The sequence below is a fragment of the Acinetobacter sp. DSM 11652 genome (genome assembly GCF_900109815.1).
In the GTDB taxonomy this organism is placed as follows: Bacteria; Pseudomonadota; Gammaproteobacteria; order Pseudomonadales; family Moraxellaceae; genus Acinetobacter.
Genome location: NZ_FOBK01000009.1, coordinates 95,057 through 113,729, shown reverse-complemented (window position 1 = coordinate 113,729; position 18,673 = coordinate 95,057). Strand labels below are relative to the sequence as shown.

The 18,673-nt window shown below is 35.9% G+C and carries 17 protein-coding genes; 10 read left to right on the top strand and 7 right to left on the bottom strand.

Annotation, left to right across the window (positions count from 1 at the left end; translation table 11 throughout):
• The 3 genes from BMW42_RS10140 to BMW42_RS10130 form a co-directional block, all read right to left on the bottom strand.
• Positions 1–1,095, bottom strand: coding sequence for a hypothetical protein (locus tag BMW42_RS10140; RefSeq protein ID WP_092767603.1), 1,095 nt, complete (start codon positions 1,093–1,095; stop codon positions 1–3).
• A 132-nt stretch (positions 1,096–1,227) separates the two neighbouring features.
• Complete coding sequence (locus BMW42_RS10135; RefSeq protein WP_058951648.1) at positions 1,228–1,602, bottom strand: hypothetical protein; 375 nt, start codon at positions 1,600–1,602, stop codon at positions 1,228–1,230.
• A 16-nt stretch (positions 1,603–1,618) separates the two neighbouring features.
• On the bottom strand, positions 1,619–1,813 hold the full coding sequence (locus BMW42_RS10130; RefSeq protein ID WP_058951649.1) for a hypothetical protein: 195 nt from the start codon (positions 1,811–1,813) through the stop codon (positions 1,619–1,621).
• A gap of 118 nt (positions 1,814–1,931) precedes the next feature.
• On the opposite strand from BMW42_RS10130, the gene BMW42_RS10125 reads away from it, so the two are divergent.
• The 4 genes from BMW42_RS10125 to BMW42_RS10110 all read left to right on the top strand — a co-directional run bounded on the left by BMW42_RS10125 (position 1,932) and on the right by BMW42_RS10110 (position 7,925).
• Positions 1,932–2,363 carry a hypothetical protein gene (locus BMW42_RS10125; protein WP_092767600.1) on the top strand — a complete coding sequence of 144 codons (432 nt, stop codon included), beginning with the start codon at positions 1,932–1,934 and terminating at the stop codon, positions 2,361–2,363.
• Between the two features lie 513 nt (positions 2,364–2,876).
• Positions 2,877–4,157, top strand: coding sequence for a sensor histidine kinase (locus BMW42_RS10120; protein WP_092767597.1), 1,281 nt, complete (start codon positions 2,877–2,879; stop codon positions 4,155–4,157).
• 65 nt (positions 4,158–4,222) lie between these two features.
• Positions 4,223–6,964 (top strand): bifunctional [glutamate--ammonia ligase]-adenylyl-L-tyrosine phosphorylase/[glutamate--ammonia-ligase] adenylyltransferase, encoded by a 2,742-nt coding sequence (gene glnE, locus BMW42_RS10115; RefSeq protein ID WP_092767595.1) that lies wholly within the window; start codon positions 4,223–4,225, stop codon positions 6,962–6,964.
• A 34-nt stretch (positions 6,965–6,998) separates the two neighbouring features.
• Complete coding sequence (locus tag BMW42_RS10110) at positions 6,999–7,925, top strand: branched-chain amino acid transaminase (RefSeq protein WP_092767593.1); 927 nt, start codon at positions 6,999–7,001, stop codon at positions 7,923–7,925.
• Positions 7,926–7,962: 37 nt separating this feature from the next.
• Here BMW42_RS10110 and BMW42_RS10105 read toward each other — a convergent pair whose 3' ends face one another.
• The gene (locus BMW42_RS10105; protein ID WP_092767591.1) at positions 7,963–9,132 is read right to left on the bottom strand and encodes a nucleotide sugar dehydrogenase; all 1,170 of its coding nucleotides are present in this window, start codon (positions 9,130–9,132) and stop codon (positions 7,963–7,965) included.
• Between the two features lie 168 nt (positions 9,133–9,300).
• Here BMW42_RS10105 and BMW42_RS10100 point away from each other — a divergent pair, with 168 nt between their 5' ends.
• From BMW42_RS10100 to BMW42_RS10075, 6 genes are all read left to right on the top strand, one after another.
• A complete protein-coding gene (locus BMW42_RS10100) occupies positions 9,301–10,071 on the top strand; it encodes a glycosyltransferase (protein WP_092767589.1) in 771 nt (256 codons plus the stop codon).
• 11 nt (positions 10,072–10,082) lie between these two features.
• On the top strand, positions 10,083–11,693 hold the full coding sequence (locus BMW42_RS10095) for a glycosyltransferase family 2 protein (protein ID WP_171260713.1): 1,611 nt from the start codon (positions 10,083–10,085) through the stop codon (positions 11,691–11,693).
• Positions 11,690–12,664, top strand: a complete 975-nt coding sequence (locus BMW42_RS10090; protein ID WP_092767587.1) for a glycosyltransferase — start codon at positions 11,690–11,692, stop codon at positions 12,662–12,664. The genes BMW42_RS10095 and BMW42_RS10090 overlap by 4 nt, the downstream gene beginning before the upstream one ends.
• Positions 12,665–12,899: 235 nt before the next feature.
• Complete coding sequence (locus BMW42_RS10085; RefSeq protein ID WP_092767585.1) at positions 12,900–13,664, top strand: glycosyltransferase family 25 protein; 765 nt, start codon at positions 12,900–12,902, stop codon at positions 13,662–13,664.
• 7 nt (positions 13,665–13,671) lie between these two features.
• The gene (locus BMW42_RS10080) at positions 13,672–14,463 is read left to right on the top strand and encodes a glycosyltransferase family 25 protein (RefSeq protein WP_092767583.1); all 792 of its coding nucleotides are present in this window, start codon (positions 13,672–13,674) and stop codon (positions 14,461–14,463) included.
• 11 nt (positions 14,464–14,474) lie between these two features.
• On the top strand, positions 14,475–15,386 hold the full coding sequence (locus tag BMW42_RS10075) for a hypothetical protein (protein WP_092767581.1): 912 nt from the start codon (positions 14,475–14,477) through the stop codon (positions 15,384–15,386).
• Positions 15,387–15,500: 114 nt separating this feature from the next.
• On the opposite strand, the gene BMW42_RS10070 is transcribed toward BMW42_RS10075, so the two are convergent.
• The 3 genes from BMW42_RS10070 to BMW42_RS10060 form a co-directional block, all read right to left on the bottom strand.
• The gene (locus BMW42_RS10070) at positions 15,501–15,716 is read right to left on the bottom strand and encodes a hypothetical protein (RefSeq protein WP_035265580.1); all 216 of its coding nucleotides are present in this window, start codon (positions 15,714–15,716) and stop codon (positions 15,501–15,503) included.
• 107 nt (positions 15,717–15,823) lie between these two features.
• On the bottom strand, positions 15,824–17,608 hold the full coding sequence (gene aspS / locus BMW42_RS10065) for an aspartate--tRNA ligase (RefSeq protein ID WP_035265578.1): 1,785 nt from the start codon (positions 17,606–17,608) through the stop codon (positions 15,824–15,826).
• Positions 17,609–17,755: 147 nt separating this feature from the next.
• Positions 17,756–18,526, bottom strand: a complete 771-nt coding sequence (locus BMW42_RS10060; RefSeq protein ID WP_092767579.1) for a DUF4184 family protein — start codon at positions 18,524–18,526, stop codon at positions 17,756–17,758.
• Positions 18,527–18,673 lie beyond the last annotated feature (147 nt).

The following is an 18,673-nucleotide window of genomic DNA, read 5'->3' as shown; positions in this document are numbered from 1 at the left end:
CTATGAATTATCTAGAAGTTTTTTACAGCAATGTCTTAGATCATTAGCTTCCTGCATATAGTCTAATACAGCTATATAAATAGGGGTTAAGGCGGAAGCTTTATATTCTCTATAAGATAATGCTACAGTCACGGCACAATCTCTTTTTCCTGTATTATAGCGTTTTCTAATTCCATAATAATCCAGAATTTCACCTGTCGAACCTTTTGTAAAAAAGCTATCCTTTCGTACATCTGCTCTTTTTGAGGACGTCTTACCTAAATGATTGAAAGTTCCGCCTGATGAGCAAAAAGCATGTCCAAAAACAACTCCATCTGTTTCATTTTCCATATTTTCAATTGCATTTCTAAAATTTAACCTATTTAGATGTTCAAGACCTTTAATCTTTTTAATCTTATTTTCTAATTGATCTAAAGCTTTATTAATCATTGCTTTAGGGAATACATATGCTAGGTCAAAGCCAATAACTAAAATTTTTAGCTTCTTGTCTAAAACAACAAAATCAAAAGCAGGAATTGTTACTTTTATTACTTTAATTAACTCCAGTACTTCTTGATTTTCATCTAATGGATCTAGTTCGTTATTAAAAGAATCAATAACGTTAGCTGACTCTTCTTTACTACGAAAAACGTAAGAGCGTTGATCGTGATAAACGAAGATACTCATATCATCATCAGGTTGGAATCGAGCAATGAAATCTTTTTCTACTTTATCTTCATCTTCGATTGAGTAATATTTGTCATCTATAGAGCAATTTGAAGTTAGTGTACTTAAAGATTTTTCTAAATCATTTAAGTTCATATCATCAGGTAGCTTATAGATAGAAATAGCTTTATTGGCATATAGACAGTGTTTAACTACCTCAGGCGTTAAAGCCTTTCGAAAGTTAGTAAGGATTGTTACTACATCACCTTTAGTAATTTGCTGAATTTTTTTTAAGAGTGAGTCATACCCGTTTGAGGAAGAAATTCCATTCTGTTCAGCCAAATCATTTATAGGTGCAAAAGGATATTTTCTTTTACGTAAAAGGTTAACTTTTTTCAATAAATCTGCTCTGATCACTTCTAGATCAATAGATTCAACTTTAGAATTCATATTTCCCTCGGGGTTAAAGCAAAATTTATTGAGAATAAGAACTTAACTATTTGTAAAAGTTTGCAAGTTAAAGTTACTTGTACTTATGTATCAATAATATTATCTGATGGCTTTTGATTTTCATAGATTTTATTAAAGTGATTTTTGAATTTTAAGATTATTAGCAATAGCTTCCTCTAGTGCTTTCTTTCTTCTGTAATCTAATTCACTTGATTTAACATTTCTTAGGTTGATTGTGATGCTTGGATATAGCTTTTTCAATTTTGGTTCTACATGGTTTAGGAATTTTTGAGCTAAATTTTTATCTTCAAAAAACTCACATTTACTTTTTTTAAGTTTGCCGTTTAGGCTGATATAGGCATGAGCTTTATCGTCATCTTTAATACCATATTTGCCCTGTTCAAGTCCAAAACTAGGTGTCCAATCATCACGCATAGTTTTAGGTAGATCACCATGTTTCAAAAAAACTTCAATTGTATAAAGTTTTCTTAATTCTTCCTCTTTCATCTCTACTCCATGATCATTAGACTGATTCAATGATGTAATCTACACCTAGTACCATTTGTCTAGACCAATATTCTGCGGTTTCTTTTGCTTCTTCATATTCATCGAATTGCCCTTCAGAAATTGCTTCTTCTCTAGAGGGAGTAGTCACGATTTCTCCTTCATCACCAACAAAGTAATTTCCTGATTCTAATAGCTTTACAATATACCCCATGATTACACCCTTAAAGTCTAGACTATGATCTTAAATTACAATACTTTAGAAGCTGTCACCATCAAAAAATTAGATTTTTAGTTTCATGTAATTCAATATTATTAGATAAGGAAACATAATGAAGTTAAAAGATGCTTTTGATTATATTCTTGATAAAAATAATACTTTAAGTAATTTCAATGCATATATGATTGGGGTGGTATATGAGGATAAGGATTCTTTTTTATTCGTAAATCTCAGCATAGATGATGAAGAAATAGAAAATAATATGCTGTACTACCACGCCCATGTTACAAGCGGAAAAATTGGAAGTTCAGAGGGGGAGGAGGATTTTTACAGTGCAGAGAGTATTGAAGACTTACTTGCTCAATTACCCCTGATTGCTTCTTATTTAAGTTATCATGTTTATAAGCTAGATGAGGATGTGTTTGGGCTAAGTAGTGAATACGCGTTAAAAGCACTTTTTCCTAGGCTACCTGACCCTGACTTTCATGATCTAGATGACTTTAAAGTAGAAGCTATTAAATTGGTGTCTACGCTTAATTATTAAGATTTTAGGATTGTTTTTTATTTAAGTTATTGTAATAGCAGGGTTTCTAATTTTGAAAATGAGTACCTTAGTGAGTACCTTTTAATTTTTTAATTTTAATAAATTTAGTTAAAACAATTGGATATATTAATATATTGATCCCGACCCTCGGACCAAATACTTAAAGGCCTTCAAGCATATTCAGACTTGAGGGCCTTTTTATTTGTTTTAAATAAATTAAGGAATTTTAAAATTTCAAATGAAGATTTGATGAATAATATAAGATAAGGATTGAGTAAATTTTATTTTAATAATAAATAGTTATGGTTTATTCAATCGATCTTCACTAGACGCTTACGTTTTATAAAGTACGACTCATGCTTTAGCTAGATATTCAGTCCTCAAAAATGCACTTTCTTAATATTTGAGAATGTATTAGTCTTGATGAAATAAGGTTTCATTTCTTTACTGTGAAATGAAAAAATAAAATGTAATCGATCATTATTCCCCTTTACTCCATGGCAGGATGTAGACATGAAAATAGAATTTATAGATGTCGATCAAGCTGATCAGCTCAGTGCCTGCAAAATGTCTCTTTTACTCGGTGTATCAACGCCAAAAAATCAACTTGAGAGTTTTTTAAGATTTGCGCGTGGCATTTTAAATGCGGAGTCAGCAATCTTAGCTTTTCATGATGAACCATATGTGTGGCATTCTTCTCCAAATGGATTTAAAGCTTTTAATGCCAATAAAAAAGCAAAATTATTACCATATTTCGCGGGTCAAACTTCGATCAGTCGTGATCATCCTAATTATTCATCTTTTTCAGCACATATTCATCAACTCGGAGTTGATCACGAGCGAATTATAGCCATTGATTTAAAAGTGAATGATGATTTTTCAATTGGTCAAGTGATTTTATTTGATAATCAGCACCAACCTTTTGATGATCAAAATTTAGAACTGGTTTATGATTTTTCAATGAGCTTAATTCGTATATTAGAGCTTCATTCGGATTATGCGGAACTCAAAGAATTATATGAACAACAATCGGCGCTTAATTTCAGTAAAACAAAATTCTTTCAAATCATTGCACACGATTTACGCGCACCATTTCATGGCTTATTAGGTTTTTCTGATGTATTGGCCAATGAACGTGAAAGTTTGGATGAGGACAGTGTACAGAATATCGCTGAGTATCTACATGATACCGCTCAATCGACTTATAACTTATTGGAAAGCCTATTAAATTGGGCAATGGCTGAAGGCGGGAGATTTGTCTATCATCCTATTCAGTTTGAGCTTAAACAGGTGACAAAAATCGTTTTTGATGTTTTAAACACGTTGGCTGTGAAAAAAAATATTCAATTAATTGAAAGTGTGCCGCAAGAGTTAAAAGTCTTTGCCGACATTAATATGATCACATCAGTGATTCAAAACTTGGTATCCAATGCTTTGAAGTTTACTCATTTGGATGGAACTGGAAAAGTTTATATCGAAGCATCAAAATGCGATCAAGGTGTCGAAATTGCCATTCGAGATACAGGTTTAGGTATGACACCACAGCAAATTGAGAAGCTTTTTCAACCGGATTTGAAGGTATCTATTCGTGGTACATCTGGTGAAAAAGGTGCTGGTTTAGGTTTGGTGTTATGTAAAAGATTTGTTGATTTGAATCATGGTGAAATTTGTGTCAGTTCTCAACAAGGTCAAGGTACGACTTTTAAAGTCATATTACCTGAAGCAGACACTCATGCAGCGTTACCTGCCACCCCAAATACGAGTAATCAAACATCTTTGGAAAAAGTGAACTAAATAGTCCACAAATTGCGTAAGGACTGATATAAAAGAGTTTTAGATTTATTCAGGCTTTTTTTCAAATGAATGCTGATCAGTTGCAAAAAACTCTTAGAGCCAGTCAATACGCGGAACAAGTTTATAATTTACATCAAACATTATTAGAACAAGATTATTCATCTGATCAATTTAATAAATTTTTAAGTACTGAACAAATCTATCACATTGTACAAAAAGAACTTGCTGACATTCAGGATGAAAAAGAATGGATGCAAAAAATTCGAATTTTGCGAGCACGGTTAATGTTTCGGTGGATTTGGCAGGATGCGAACCGCCTCATTTCAGTTATTACATTGACTCGTGAGCTTTCAGACTTTGCCGATGCCAGTATTGATGCAGCCAAAAGCTTCGCTTATCGTCCATTGCAAGCCAAACATGGAGAGCCGATCGGCTATAACGGTAAGCTTCAAGACCTTATCGTGATTGCAATGGGTAAATTGGGGGCTCAGGAACTTAATTTATCCAGTGATATTGATCTTATATTTGCCTTCGATGAGCAAGGTGAAACCAATGGTCGTAAATGTATTGATGTTCAGCAATTTTGCATCCTTTGGGGGCAAAAAATTATTTATTTGTTGGAACATATCACCGCAGATGGATTTGTATTCCGAGTGGATATGCGATTGCGACCATGGGGTGATGGTTCAGCACTAGCAATCAGTCATGCGGCACTTGAAAAGTATCTCAGTCAACATGGGCGTGAGTGGGAGCGTTATGCATGGATAAAGGCGCGTATTGTTACAGGAGGAAAGGAAGGGGATGAGCTTCTGGAAATGACTCGACCTTTTGTATTCCGCCGTTATGTGGATTACACCGCTTTTGCAGCGATGCGTGAAATGAAAGCGATGATTGAGCGTGAAGTTCAACGTAGAAATATTGAAGATGATATTAAACTTGGTGCAGGTGGTATTCGTGAAGTTGAGTTTATCGTTCAAGTTTTCCAGTTGATTTATGGTGGTTCAAAACTTGAGCTACAAGACCGTCAATGTTTAGTGAGTCTACATCATTTGGGGGGTGTTGGATTACTTGAACCTGAAGTGGTGGATGAGCTTGAAAATGCTTATTTATTCTTGCGTCGTGTAGAACATGCCATTCAAGCGTTGAACGACCAACAAACGCAATCACTGCCTACAGAACTTGACCAAAGAAATCGCATCGTAGAGACACTTGGATTTGAGAGTTGGGATGCTTTCTTAAATGTTCTCAATGAGAAGCGCGCTATAGTAACTTATCAGTTTGAGCATTTAATTAAAGAAAAAGAAGTAGATCCATTGGTTGAAAGCTTTGGCCAAATAGAGCAGCAATTGAATGAAGTTTTAGATGAGTCTGCTAAAAATTTGGTTCGTGAATTTTGGTATGGACATGCCATAAAAAAATTACCCGCTAAAGCAGTTAATCGTTTAAAAGAGTTTTGGCCTCATCTGATTCAAGCTGTTCTCGAATCGGATAATCCACAAGTCGCTTTGGTAAGGCTGATGCCACTGGTTGAATCTGTGATGCGGCGAACAGTCTATCTAGTGATGTTAATTGAAAGCAAAGGAGCATTACAGCGACTCGTTAAAATGGCGACTGTAAGCCCATGGATTTGTGAAGAGTTAACCCATTATCCAGTTTTACTCGATGAGTTTTTATCGATGGATTTTGAGCTACCTAAACGCCAAGATTTGGAGGATTCACTCAGACAGCAGCTGCTGCGCATTGAAATAGATCAGGTGGAAGATCAAATGCGCGTATTGCGCTTATTCAAAAAATCGAATGTTTTGACTGTAGCAGCCAGTGATGTATTGGCTGAAAGTCCCCTGATGCGTGTGTCTGATGCGCTCACCGATATTGCTGAGGTTTCAGTTCAAGCGACCTTGAATTTGGCATATCAAATTACAGCCAAAAAACATGGTTACCCAGTAGATGCAGATGGTCAACGTTGTTCACAAAATCATATGGCATTTAGTGTCATTGGGTATGGGAAATTAGGCGGTATCGAACTTGGGTATGGTTCAGACCTTGATTTAGTGTTTATTCACTATATGGATGAACAGGCAGATACGGATGGCTTGAAACCAATTAGTGGTTTTGAATTTGCGATGCGTGTTGGGCAAAAGCTCATGTCGCTGATGACAACCCAAACTTTAGATGGTCGTGTGTATGAGATTGATACACGATTGCGTCCTTCAGGAGAAGCTGGGCTTCTCGTCACAAGTCTTAAGGCTTTTGAGCAATACCAACTTAAAAACGCATGGCTTTGGGAGCATCAAGCCATTGTTCGTGCACGTAGTATAGCGGGTGAGCAAAGCTTAAGAGAAAAGTTTGAAGAATTACGCTGTCGTATTTTAACTTTGCCTCGAAATGAAGAAACGGTAAGAGCAGAAGTGCTAAAAATGCGTCAAAAAATGAAAGACCATTTAGGCTCATCAAATGAGCAAAAAAAAGATGGAATTTTTCATTTAAAACAGGATGCAGGTGGTATCGTTGATATCGAATTTATGGCACAGTATGCAGTATTAGCATGGAGTGGGACGAATCCTGATCTCGCCCATTACTCCGACAATGTACGAATCCTTGAGGATGCCGCAAAAACTGGCTGCTTATCCAGCGCCGATGCGACAGCATTGATTCAAGCTTATCTCCGTGAACGTGCCGAGAGTCATCGTTTAGCCCTTGCAAATCAATCCATGCAAGTGAGTGCTGCGAATTGGCTCGATACCCGTAAGGTCGTTTGCAAGCTATGGCAAAGATTAATAGATCCAACTGCATCAGTAGTTGGATAGAAATGACTGTGTATAAAAATTTGGAGTTTAGGTCATGAATTTGGCTGATCGTGATGGTTTTATTTGGCAAGATGGACAATTAGTTGATTGGCGTGAAGCAAAAACTCACGTCTTAACACACACTTTACACTACAGTATGGGTGTGTTTGAGGGTGTCCGTGCCTACGAAACTCCGAATGGAACGGCAATTTTCCGTTTAAAAGAACACACTAAACGTCTTTTAAACTCTGCCAAAATTTATCAAATGAAAGTTCCGTTTGATCAGGCGGCATTAGAACAAGCTCAAATTGATGTGGTGCGTGAAAATAAATTAGCTTCTTGCTATTTACGTCCAATTATCTTTATTGGTTCGGAAAAGCTAGGTATTGCAGCGACGGATAATACAATTCATGCAGTGGTTGCTGCGTGGAGCTGGGGCGCTTACCTTGGTGAAGAAGCAATGGTGAAGGGTATTCGTGTAAAAACTTCTTCTTTTACACACCATCACCCTAACGTGACGATGTGTAAGGCGAAAGCATCAGGAAACTACACGCTGTCTATTTTGGCACACCAAGAAGTTGCGCACTCAGGTTATGACGAAGCAATGTTACTTGATCCACAAGGTTATGTGTGTCAAGGTTCAGGTGAAAACGTATTCTTAGTGCGTGATGGCGTGATTCATACCCCTGATATCGCTGGTGGTGCTCTTGATGGTATTACTCGTCAAACCATTATTACGATTGCGAAAGACCTTGGATATGACGTTGTAGAGCGCCGTATCACACGTGATGAATTCTATATCGCTGATGAGGCATTTTTTACAGGTACAGCGGCAGAAGTAACGCCAATCCGTGAATATGATGATCGTCAAATCGGTGAAGGTGTTCGTGGTCCAATCACAACACAAATCCAAAAAGCATACTTCGATGCCGTACAAGGTAAAGACCCTAAATATGCTCACTGGTTAACATATGTGAAGTAATTAATGCTTTGAAAAAAGGACTCAATTGAGTCCTTTTTTAATCATCTTTACCAAAAATATCTCTGGTATACACTTTATCTGCAACATCATTTAGTTTATCGCAATGACGATTACTAATAATTAAATCTGCTCTTTTTTTAAATTCTTCCAGTGTTTTGATGATTTTTGAGTTTTGAAATTTTTTCTCTGAAAGTGTGGGTTCGTAAATAATGATCTTGATTCCTTGTGCTTTGAGACGACGCATAACACCTTGTATTGCTGACGATCGAAAATTGTCTGAACCACTTTTCATGACCAAACGATATATCCCAACAACGCTAGGGCATCTCTCCAAAATAGACTGTGCAATAAAATCTTTGCGAGTAATATTCGCATCTACAATGGCTTGAATTAAATTGCTTGGAACTTGGTCGTAGTTGGCGAGTAATTGTTTAGTATCTTTAGGAAGACAATATCCGCCGTAACCGAATGATGGATTGTTATAAAATTTACCAATTCGAGGATCTAAACAAACACCCTCGATCATTTGGCGAGTGTCCAATCGGTATATTTGAGCGTAAGTATCTAGTTCATTGAAGAATGCAACGCGCATAGCTAAATAGGTGTTTGCAAAAAGTTTGATTGCTTCTGCCTCGGTGGAGTCAGTGAACAAGACTGGACAATCTTTTTTATAAGCACCCTCTATGAGCATGTTTGCAAATTGATGTGCTCGTTCAGAATTTTCACCCATTATAATTCTTGAAGGATATAAGTTATCCAGCAATGCTTTTCCTTCTCTGAGAAACTCAGGTGAAAATATAATATTCTGTGTTTCAAATTTACTTTTTAGTTGTTGGGTGTAACCTACAGGAACTGTCGATTTGATAATGATCGTCGCTAATGGATTGATACTTAAAATCTCAGTGATCACAGATTCAACACTTGAAGTGTCAAAATAATTGGTTGTAGGGTCATAATCAGTTGGTGTCGCAATAAGAATATAGTCTGTCTGAAAATATGCATCCACAGCATTAGTTGTTGCTTTAAAGTTTAATGGTTTATTACTTAGAAAATCAGAGATTTCTGTGTCTTGTATAGGTGAGATTTTCTTGTTCAATAAATTTACTTTATTTTGATCAATGTCTAAGGCGGTGACTTCATGATGTTGCGCTAAAATCATCGCATTTGAGAGACCGACGTACCCAGTGCCGACAATAGTAATTTTCATTATTTTAGTTCAAGCCAGATTAAATTTAATTTGACAAAATAGGGTTTCTAAGACGTGACAATTTAATGAAGATTTGATTTCAATTTTGACGAGTTTGAATTCTTATCGTTCAAGAATATTTTAACTCTGTGGTATGATGCAGCTATTGATTCGGTGGAATAAAACGGCATGTCAATACATGAAAACAATGTCTTATTAGAAGAAGAGATTGCACAAGAACAGAACATTGTTTTGTGTATGAAGTGGGGAACCAAATATGGTTCTGAGTATGTGAATCGTCTTTACAATATGGTGAAACGACACACGACTGTTGATTTCCAGATGGTTTGTCTCACTGACCGTACAGAAGGAATTGATCCAAATGTTAAATGCTTTCCTATTCCACCGTTAGCATTGCCTGAAGGCGCGCCTGAGCGTGGTTGGAACAAACTTTCAACTTTTGAGCCTGACTTATATGGCTTAAAGGGTAACGCGCTATTTTTAGATTTGGATGTTGTTATCGTTGATAACATGGATGATTTTTTCACTTATCCAGGTGATTTTTTAATTATTCACGACTGGAAACGACCATGGCGAATCACAGGTAATAGCTCAGTATATCGTTTTAAATTGGGCGCTTTCCCTGGATTATTACCATATTTTCGTGAGAACTTTGATGAGATCCGAAAAAAATTCCGTAATGAACAAGCCTATTTGTCATGGTATGTAGATAAACATGCGAAGCAAACCTATTGGCCAGATAGCTGGTGTAAAAGTTATAAATATCACTGTTTACAAAAAATCCCAATGGCGTTTTTTAAGCCACCAGTAAAACCTGAAGGTGCTAAAATTATTATTTTCCATGGTGAGATTAATCCACCTGATGCTGTGAATGGTGGCGGTGGTAAATGGTACCGCTATGTGTTGCCAAGTCAATGGATTAAGGATGCTTGGCGCTAAACATGGAAATGTTGAATAGACAAGAAAGAGCATACCGTTTATCTGTTGTGATGATGGTAAAAAATGAGGCTGAAAATTTAGCAGTTAGTTTACCTGCATTGCGTGGTTGGGTAGATGAAATCATTGTGCTTGATTCTGGAAGTACTGATCACGGACGTGAACTGGTCGAAGCTGCTGGCGGTCAATGGTTTGTGAATACAGATTGGCCTGGTTTTGGTAAACAGCGTCAATTGGCGCAAAGCTATGCGACTGGTGATTGGATTCTAGCATTGGATGCTGATGAAGAAATTACTGAAGAATTAAAGCAAAGCATTTTAAAAGTTATCCAAAACCAACCTGCAAATATCGTTTATGGAATTAAACGCGTTGATTGTGTTTTTGGACATGAGATTGACAATCGTTATTGGGCAATAAAAGCGCATTGGCGTTTATATCCTAAATCATTTCAATATAACGATAATTTAGTGCATGAATCTATTGTTTTGAATCAAGCTAGAACAGAAACATTGAATGGATTCATGTTGCATCATACTGCACCTACACCAGAATTTTTACTCAGCAAAAGACTCCAATACGCGAAAGCGTGGGCAGTTGATCGTTTTAATCGTGGAAAATCAACTTCATCATTTGCAATTTTACTGCATGCATTCTGGGCATTTATAAAACAATATATTGTAGATGGTCGTTTTTTGAAAGGCCGCTATGGTTTTTTATACTCGATAATATTTGCGCAATATACTTTTAATAAATATGCAATTTTGTATGATCTACATCATAACAATGCCGAAGGAAAGTTTGTTGCTGAACATCAAGCATTGCAGAATCTAACTTCAATCGAGCTTGGGACAGAAAAAAGATCCACTTTATCATTGGTGATTATTTTAAAAAATGAGTCAAGACATTTGGCAGATTGCTTAGATAGTGTGGTTGATCTCGTGGATGAAATCGTCATTCTAGATTCAGGAAGCACGGACAATACTCGAGAAATTGCTGATCGTTACGGTGCAAAATGGTTTGTAAATACTGATTGGAAAGGTTTTGGTAAGCAACGTCAATTGGCTCAAAGTTATGCCACTCAAGATTATGTGTTGGTTCTGGATCCAGATGAGCGATTGGATCAACCTTTACGTGACTCGATTGCAGAAATTCTAAAGCAGCCAGTACAGTATGATCGAGTGTTTAGTTTGGCGCGAGTGAATTTATTCTGTGGTGTTGAAGTTCAAAAACGAGGCTGGTACACCGACAAACTTGCAAGACTTTATTCACGTGAGCATTTTAAGTATTCAGATTTAGAAGTGCATGAATCTTTAGACCAAAAAGGGGTTTCAGCACAATGTTTGCCAGGTTATTTGGCTCATTTGACCAACGATGATTTACACCATTTCTTGCTCAAAAATGTTCGATATAGTCATGATTGGGCAAAAGATAAGTTTAAAAATGGAAAAAAAGTCAGTTTAATTGCCTTAATATTTCGATCAATATTTTCATTTATTCGAGAATATATTATCCGAGGTGATTTTGTTGGTGGAGCATATGGATTATTTTTGGCAATCGCTTCGATGGGATACACCTTTAATAAATACGTGATGCTTTGGCAAATGAATCAAGAGAAGAATAAATGAATATTGTAATCGCAAATATGTCGACGATTCCAGTTTTTGCTTACGGTGGAACGGAGCGAGTTATTTGGGATTTAGCAAAAAAATTAGTCGAGTTCGGTCATAAAGTCACATTTATCGTCCCGAAGGGCTCAACTTGTGATTTTGCAGAAGTTATTGAAATTGATCCTTTTAAATCTTGGAGTCAATTAATTCCTGAAAATACAGATATCGTTCATTTTCAATTCCAACCTAAAAACCTTGAAATTGATATACCTTATGTTGTGACAGAACATGGTAATGCTCAAGTGGGTGATTTGTTAGATAGAAATACTATTTTTGTTTCAAAAAATCATGCAGAGAGACATCAGTCGAACAGTTTTGTTTATAACGGCCTCGATTGGTCAAATTATGGTAATGTGAATTGGAAAGCCAAGCGTGATTATTATCATTTCTTAGGTAAAGCGGCTTGGCGTTTAAAGAATGTCAAAGGTGCGATCAATGTTGCTTTAAAAGCGAAGCAAAAATTAGATGTATTGGGTGGTGACCGCTTTAATTTTAAACGAGGCATACGCTTAACATTTTCTCCAAATATTCGTTTTCATGGTATGGTGGGCGGTCAAGAAAAACTCGCACTATTAAATGGTTCAAAAGGTTTGATTTTTCCAGTGCGTTGGCATGAACCATTTGGTTTAGCGATTATCGAAAGTATGTATTTCGGGTGTCCAGTTTTTTCAACGCCTTATGGGGCTATTCCAGAATTAGTTCCTCATTTTTGTGGAAAACTTTCACCTCAAACCGATGAGTTAGTCGATGCTATTTTGAATCAGAAATATGATCCTTTACAGTGTCACGAACATGTTAAAGAATATTTTAATGCTGAAAAAATGATGTATGGATATTTAGAAAAATATCAAATGGCTGTTGAGGGTAAAGCATTTAATTATCAAGCTCCATCATTATTGAAAGATAGCACTCATTTAGATTGGCATTAAAAATGCTAAACTCTCATGTAGTTTTTAAATGTATTGCAAATGTTCTAATGTGTAATTAGACAAACTAGAAAAACTAACTTTTATGGATAGATATTTTTTTAATTAATCTAAATTAAAGTATAATGTATATGTTTTTTTCATACTAGAACTGTTGAATGTGAAATTTATTAACAACCATAATCTATTAACTTTTTTTATTTTATAAGCTTAGTAAAAAGTAGATCCCCAATTTTATATGAAGAGTTTTGTTATAAGTTTACCTTCTGCTCATGAGCGAAGGAGTCATATCACTGAGGAATTTCACGCAAAAAAAATTGATTTTGAGTTTTTTGATGCTCTAACTCCCGATTTAGCCTACGAAATTATAAAATCCGATTTTGATTTTTTTGACCTGACTAAAATTAGTGAAGGTGAATTGGCGTGTGCATTGAGCCATATTACTGTTTGGAAGAAAGCGCTGAATGATGGTTTGGATTATGTTGCGATCTTTGAAGATGACATTTTTTTAACTGAAAATGCATCTTTATTTTTAAAGGATAGTAGTTGGTTAGAACAAAATATAGATATTTTAAAGATTGAAACTTTCTTCGAGAGAGTAATTTTAAAAAAATCAAAATTAAGTAAAGAAAAACATGTAATAAGTGAGCTAAAAACAGATCACTTTGGGGCTGCGGGATATATACTTTCGAAAAAAGCCATAAAGAATATTCTAAACTATATTCAGCATCTAACAACGTTGAAACCATTGGATCACATACTATTCTCTGATTTGCTTAAACACAATGATTATATTGTTTATCAGTTGGAACCTGCCATTTGTATACAAGAGAAAGTTCTCAAGCAAGAAATTACGCTCGTTAGTTCGCTAGATGCTTTCCGCAACAATTTTAAAGTACCAAAACAAATGTTGAGCATTGATCAAAAAATCAAACGAGAATTTCTTCGTTTGATTCATAAGTTGAGGCTATGTTTGTTTGCTAGAAAAGTAGAGTTTAAGTAGCTGAATTATGAGAAATTTTGTTATTAGCTTAGAGACTGCTAAGAGCCGACGTGAACACATAAGCATTGAATTCAATCGTCAAAATGTTGGTTTTGAGTTTTTTAATGCGATTACACCTGATTCTAGTCAGAAATCGATTAACTTATTGGATCTAAATTTTCAAAAGACAGAGCTTACAGAAGGTGAAATAGCTTGCTTATTGAGTCACCTCACTTTGTGGAAAAAAGCAGTTGATGAGCAATTTGATTTTATTACTATATTTGAAGATGATGTTTACCTGGGTCAAGAGAGTCATCTACTTTTAGAGAATTATAATTGGATACCAAAAGATACACATATAATCAAACTTGAAGTTTTCTCAAAAAAAATAAAAATGGGTTATCAAAAGCAAGCTATAGTACCTGGTAAACGAGCGTTGTATCAGCTGAATGGTATACACTTAGGTTGTGCTGGCTATATTTTATCTAGAAAGGCTTGTGAACAATTATTGCAATATGCTCGAAGTCTTGATGAAATGGTGGCTGTTGATCATATAGTTTTTGAATTATTTGATCAGTCAACTCAGTATACTCCATATCAATTAAGTCCTGGGTTGTGTATTCAAAGCGATATATTAAAGCCTACACAAAAAGAAATTTTTGAAAGTAGTTTAGAGCAGAATCGTCGTAAGCGTTTTGATATTCAAGTACAGCATATCAAGCAGAAATTGACGTTTAAACAAAAGGTTGTACGGGAGTGGTTTAGACTCATTCAGCAACTGTTGGATGTATATCAGCACCGAACAATTAAGTTTAAATAGGAAAAATATCGATGGGTGATGAGAAGGTTATTCTAGCTGCTGCTACAGGTTACAGTGTTTCTCAAATTTTAGTGTTCATAAACTCTTTAGATCATACTGGATTTGATGGTGAACTTGTTTTAATCATTTATCGTAAACAATTAGAAGAATATAGAAAACACTTAAAGCATATTCAACACTACACTATTAATTACCAATTTAGTTCTATGGGTAAGCTACACTACCGTAATGATTATGTTGGATTACTCAAACATAAGTTGGCACGACGTTGCGCCACTCTGTTTTTTCAATTTGTAGCTAAAATCCCAATGCAAGGTTGGAAAGAAATCGCTTTGAACTATGCGAGTTATCCTCATGTAGGTCGTTTCTTTGAGTATCAAAAAGCGATTCGACTTCGTCCAAATGCTCAAAAAATTCTTTTATCTGATATTCGGGATGTAATTTTCCAAGCTCCACCACTTGATGGCATCGTACATGGATTGTATGTCGGGATGGAAAAACAAAAGGTTAGATTAAAGGATGAGGCTTATAACGCTGACTGGATTAAAGATGCATACGGTGTAGAAGTCTTAGAGCAAATGGGAATGCAGCAGATTTCATGTTCAGGAGTAAGCTATGGTGATCGAGAGTCAATGCTGGCTTATATTCAGTTAATGATAAGTGAGTTTTGTAATATTCCATATAAAATCATGTCGAATCGAATTTATGATCAAGCCATGCATAATAAGTTGATATTCGATGGTCGTATACCCAATATTCAATTCTGCCAACCTAATGATTCCAATATAATAACTTTAGGGTTATTTTCGCAAGAAGAGATATCTTTGTTAGATGGCAAAATAGTCAATAAAGATCAATCTGTGATTCCTATAGTGCACCAATATGATCGACATAAGTTTTTATTAAAAATTTTAAACCCTTAAGTATTTAATTTATATTTAAAAATTAATAATTTATTGATAATAGGTGAATCTTGTCAGATGAATACTGACTTAATTTAAGCAAGAGAAGAATGAAGAGGGAAGTAAGCTCAATGCTTATTTATCCGCATTTCCTTTAATCACCATATAAATAAGTGCGGCGATTGAACCAAATGCGGCAATAAAACTACTCGTACTAAAGAACACGATACGCTGATAAGTGGTGAGGTTAAATAATTGTTCATTCAAGATATAACGCATAAATGCCCATTGCACGATGCAAAATACAATAATAATGATTGTATGACGACGAACATCAGGACGCATAGCCATATGAATGAACTCTTAAATATTTTCTGAGATTATGCCATTTTTGAGCGTTTATCTCAATGAAATAAAAACCCTGCACTTGCAGGGTTTTTATTTAGATCAACAAAACGTTATTCTTGTGATTCAGCTTTTGGTTTTTCACGTAAGCGAATACCAAGATCACGAAGTTGAGTTGATTCAACTGGTGCAGGAGCTTGTGTTAAAGGACATTCCGCAGTTTTCGTTTTCGGGAATGCAATCACATCACGAATAGAAGAACCACCTGTCATTAACATCACAAGACGATCTAAACCGAATGCTAAACCACCGTGTGGAGGTGCACCATAACGTAAAGCGTTCAATAAGAAGCTGAATTTCTCTTCTGCCTCTTCTTCACCAATACCTAATGCTTCAAAAATTGCTTTTTGCATTTCTAAGTTATGAATACGAAGCGAACCACCACCGATTTCAGTACCGTTAAGTACCATATCGTAAGCAACAGACAATGCAGCACCTGGGTTATTCTTCACTTCTTCAACGCTAGATTTTGGCAATGTGAATGGGTGGTGAACAGAGGTCCATTTACCATCATCAGTTTCTTCAAACATTGGGAAATCAACAACCCAAAGTGGTGCCCACTCGCAAGTTGCCATCTTCATGTCATGACCGACTTTGATACGTAAAGCACCCATTGCATCGTTTACAACTTTCGCTTTATCTGCACCGAAGAATACAATATCGCCATTTTCAGCACCCACACGTTTTAATAGATCAAGCACGATTGGCTCGATGAATTTCACGATAGGAGATTGTAAGCCTTCGATACCTTTTTCAAGTTCGTTAACTTTGATATACGCCAAACCTTTTGCACCGTAGATGCCAACAAATTTAGTGTACTCGTCGATTTGGCTACGTGGAAGTGAACCTGCACCCGGAACACGTAACGCAACAATACGACCTTTAGGATCTTTAGCAGGACCTGCGAATACTTTGAACTCTACATCTTGCATTAAATCTGCAACGTCAACGAGTTTAAGTGGAATACGTAAGTCAGGCTTGTCAGACGCATAGTCGCGCATTGCATCTGCATAGGTCATACGTGGGAACTTATCAAATTGAACATTAAGAAGTTCTTTAAACATCTTAACTGTTAAACGTTCCATTAAATCCATGATGTCATCGTCACTCATGAACGATGTTTCAACGTCGATTTGTGTGAATTCAGGCTGACGGTCAGCACGTAAGTCTTCGTCACGGAAACATTTAGCAATTTGGTAATAACGATCAATACCACCCACCATTAACAATTGTTTAAATAACTGTGGTGATTGCGGAAGAGCGTAGAAACTACCATTTGATACACGGCTTGGTACTAAATAGTCACGCGCACCCTCAGGAGTCGCACGTGTCAAAATAGGTGTTTCAACGTCTAAGAATCCGTTTTCTTCGAAATAGTTACGAATAAGGTTTGTTAATTTAGAACGGAAACGTAAACGCTCTAACATTTCTGGACGACGAATGTCCAAGAAACGATATTTCAAACGAATTTCTTCTGAAATATTAGTATTATCATCATTTAATGGAAATGGTGGAGTTTCAGACGCTGCTAGAACTTCAATTTCTTTACCTAATACTTCGATTTGACCACTCACCATGTTGGCATTTTCAGTACCAGCATAACGACGGCGAACGCGACCAGTTATTTTTAATACAAATTCAGAACGAGCTTTATCAGCTGTTTCGAAAGCTTCTGGTGTATCAGGATCAATAACCACTTGAACTAGACCATCACGGTCACGCATATCAAGGAAAATTACACCACCGTGGTCACGGCGACGGTGTACCCATCCGCAAAGTGTAACGGTTTGATCAATTTGAGCTTCGGTTAATGAACCGCAGTAATGAGTTCGCATCATAGCGTTAAAAATCCAACTATATGGGTTAATGAAAGCGTATACGTAAACAGCGTAACGCCTTTATACAAAGGGTGAATTATGCCTCTTTGAGACTACAGTCACAAGGAGAAGATTATGAAAGCCCTATTATTTAATGCAAATTTAAAATTAAGACGATCCTTCGAATAATTCCAATTGATCTAGGATTTGAAAAACAAGCGCACAAATCGCAAACGTCAATAGAAAGCCTCTAAAGAAATAATTAATTGAGAAGCCAATGTAACCATATAGGTCATTTAAAATGGCTGTATTGTAATTAGAGTTGAAATGAATAAATCCAAATAATCCACCTAATATTGAAATTAGCACGGATACCACAGCAAAAATAGTGATAGAACGAGTTACTCTGAATGGTTGACGGTAAGTACAAAAATACTGTTTTGCAAACCATAAAATAAAGGGCAAAACGATAATAGAGGTACCGACCTGTAAAATTCGATGGAGGGGGTAGTGTTGTCCGAAAAGATTAATTTGCTTAGCTAATAGGTCATGAAAAGCAAAGGTTCTGTAATCAACATGAGTTAAACCATCCCAAAGGATATGACTGCTGATACCCAAGATTAATGAAATATTGATCAGCAAGAAGAACTGCAAGACAGATCTAAAGTTCAAGAGTTTTAAGGGATTGTAAATACCAACCCATCTAAAAAAAGTAGGTCGTAATAGTGCATACCACAATAGACAGAATGCCATTCCCATCAATAAATTGGGATATAGCAATGCGCTCCATTGATGTGAGATTTGGATATGTTCATCTGTAAAAAGACGAAATAAGTCAGGGACCATGCAACCAATTGCTAGAGCAGAAATAGGAAGTGTTCCTTCCGATGCTTTATGCAAAATTGGTGCGAGTACAGCATGTGAAATTGTAAAGGGCATTGCAGAAATATATCAAAAAAATGCTATCCGAATTTTATAGATTAACATTGATATGTAACCCATTGGTTTAATTATATGAAGGTAATTAATTTGGAGTAAATGAATGAAATATGATTGAAGTTTGGTTGAAATGTTATATTATAACAA

Excerpts from the sequence above, each read along its gene's own strand:
- aspS (WP_035265578.1), bottom strand. The coding sequence starts at position 17,608 with ATGATGCGAACTCATTACTGCGGTTCATTAACCGAAGCTCAAATTGAT.
- BMW42_RS10120 (WP_092767597.1), top strand. The coding sequence starts at position 2,877 with ATGAAAATAGAATTTATAGATGTCGATCAAGCTGATCAGCTCAGTGCC.
- BMW42_RS10135 (WP_058951648.1), bottom strand. The coding sequence starts at position 1,602 with ATGAAAGAGGAAGAATTAAGAAAACTTTATACAATTGAAGTTTTTTTG.
- BMW42_RS10140 (WP_092767603.1), bottom strand. The coding sequence starts at position 1,095 with ATGAATTCTAAAGTTGAATCTATTGATCTAGAAGTGATCAGAGCAGAT.
- BMW42_RS10080 (WP_092767583.1), top strand. The coding sequence starts at position 13,672 with ATGAGAAATTTTGTTATTAGCTTAGAGACTGCTAAGAGCCGACGTGAA.
- glnE (WP_092767595.1), top strand. The coding sequence starts at position 4,223 with ATGAATGCTGATCAGTTGCAAAAAACTCTTAGAGCCAGTCAATACGCG.
- BMW42_RS10085 (WP_092767585.1), top strand. The coding sequence starts at position 12,900 with ATGAAGAGTTTTGTTATAAGTTTACCTTCTGCTCATGAGCGAAGGAGT.
- BMW42_RS10125 (WP_092767600.1), top strand. The coding sequence starts at position 1,932 with ATGAAGTTAAAAGATGCTTTTGATTATATTCTTGATAAAAATAATACT.
- BMW42_RS10060 (WP_092767579.1), bottom strand. The coding sequence starts at position 18,526 with ATGCCCTTTACAATTTCACATGCTGTACTCGCACCAATTTTGCATAAA.
- BMW42_RS10100 (WP_092767589.1), top strand. The coding sequence starts at position 9,301 with ATGTCAATACATGAAAACAATGTCTTATTAGAAGAAGAGATTGCACAA.
- BMW42_RS10075 (WP_092767581.1), top strand. The coding sequence starts at position 14,475 with ATGGGTGATGAGAAGGTTATTCTAGCTGCTGCTACAGGTTACAGTGTT.
- BMW42_RS10110 (WP_092767593.1), top strand. The coding sequence starts at position 6,999 with ATGAATTTGGCTGATCGTGATGGTTTTATTTGGCAAGATGGACAATTA.
- BMW42_RS10105 (WP_092767591.1), bottom strand. The coding sequence starts at position 9,132 with ATGAAAATTACTATTGTCGGCACTGGGTACGTCGGTCTCTCAAATGCG.
- BMW42_RS10130 (WP_058951649.1), bottom strand. The coding sequence starts at position 1,813 with ATGGGGTATATTGTAAAGCTATTAGAATCAGGAAATTACTTTGTTGGT.
- BMW42_RS10090 (WP_092767587.1), top strand. The coding sequence starts at position 11,690 with ATGAATATTGTAATCGCAAATATGTCGACGATTCCAGTTTTTGCTTAC.
- BMW42_RS10070 (WP_035265580.1), bottom strand. The coding sequence starts at position 15,716 with ATGGCTATGCGTCCTGATGTTCGTCGTCATACAATCATTATTATTGTA.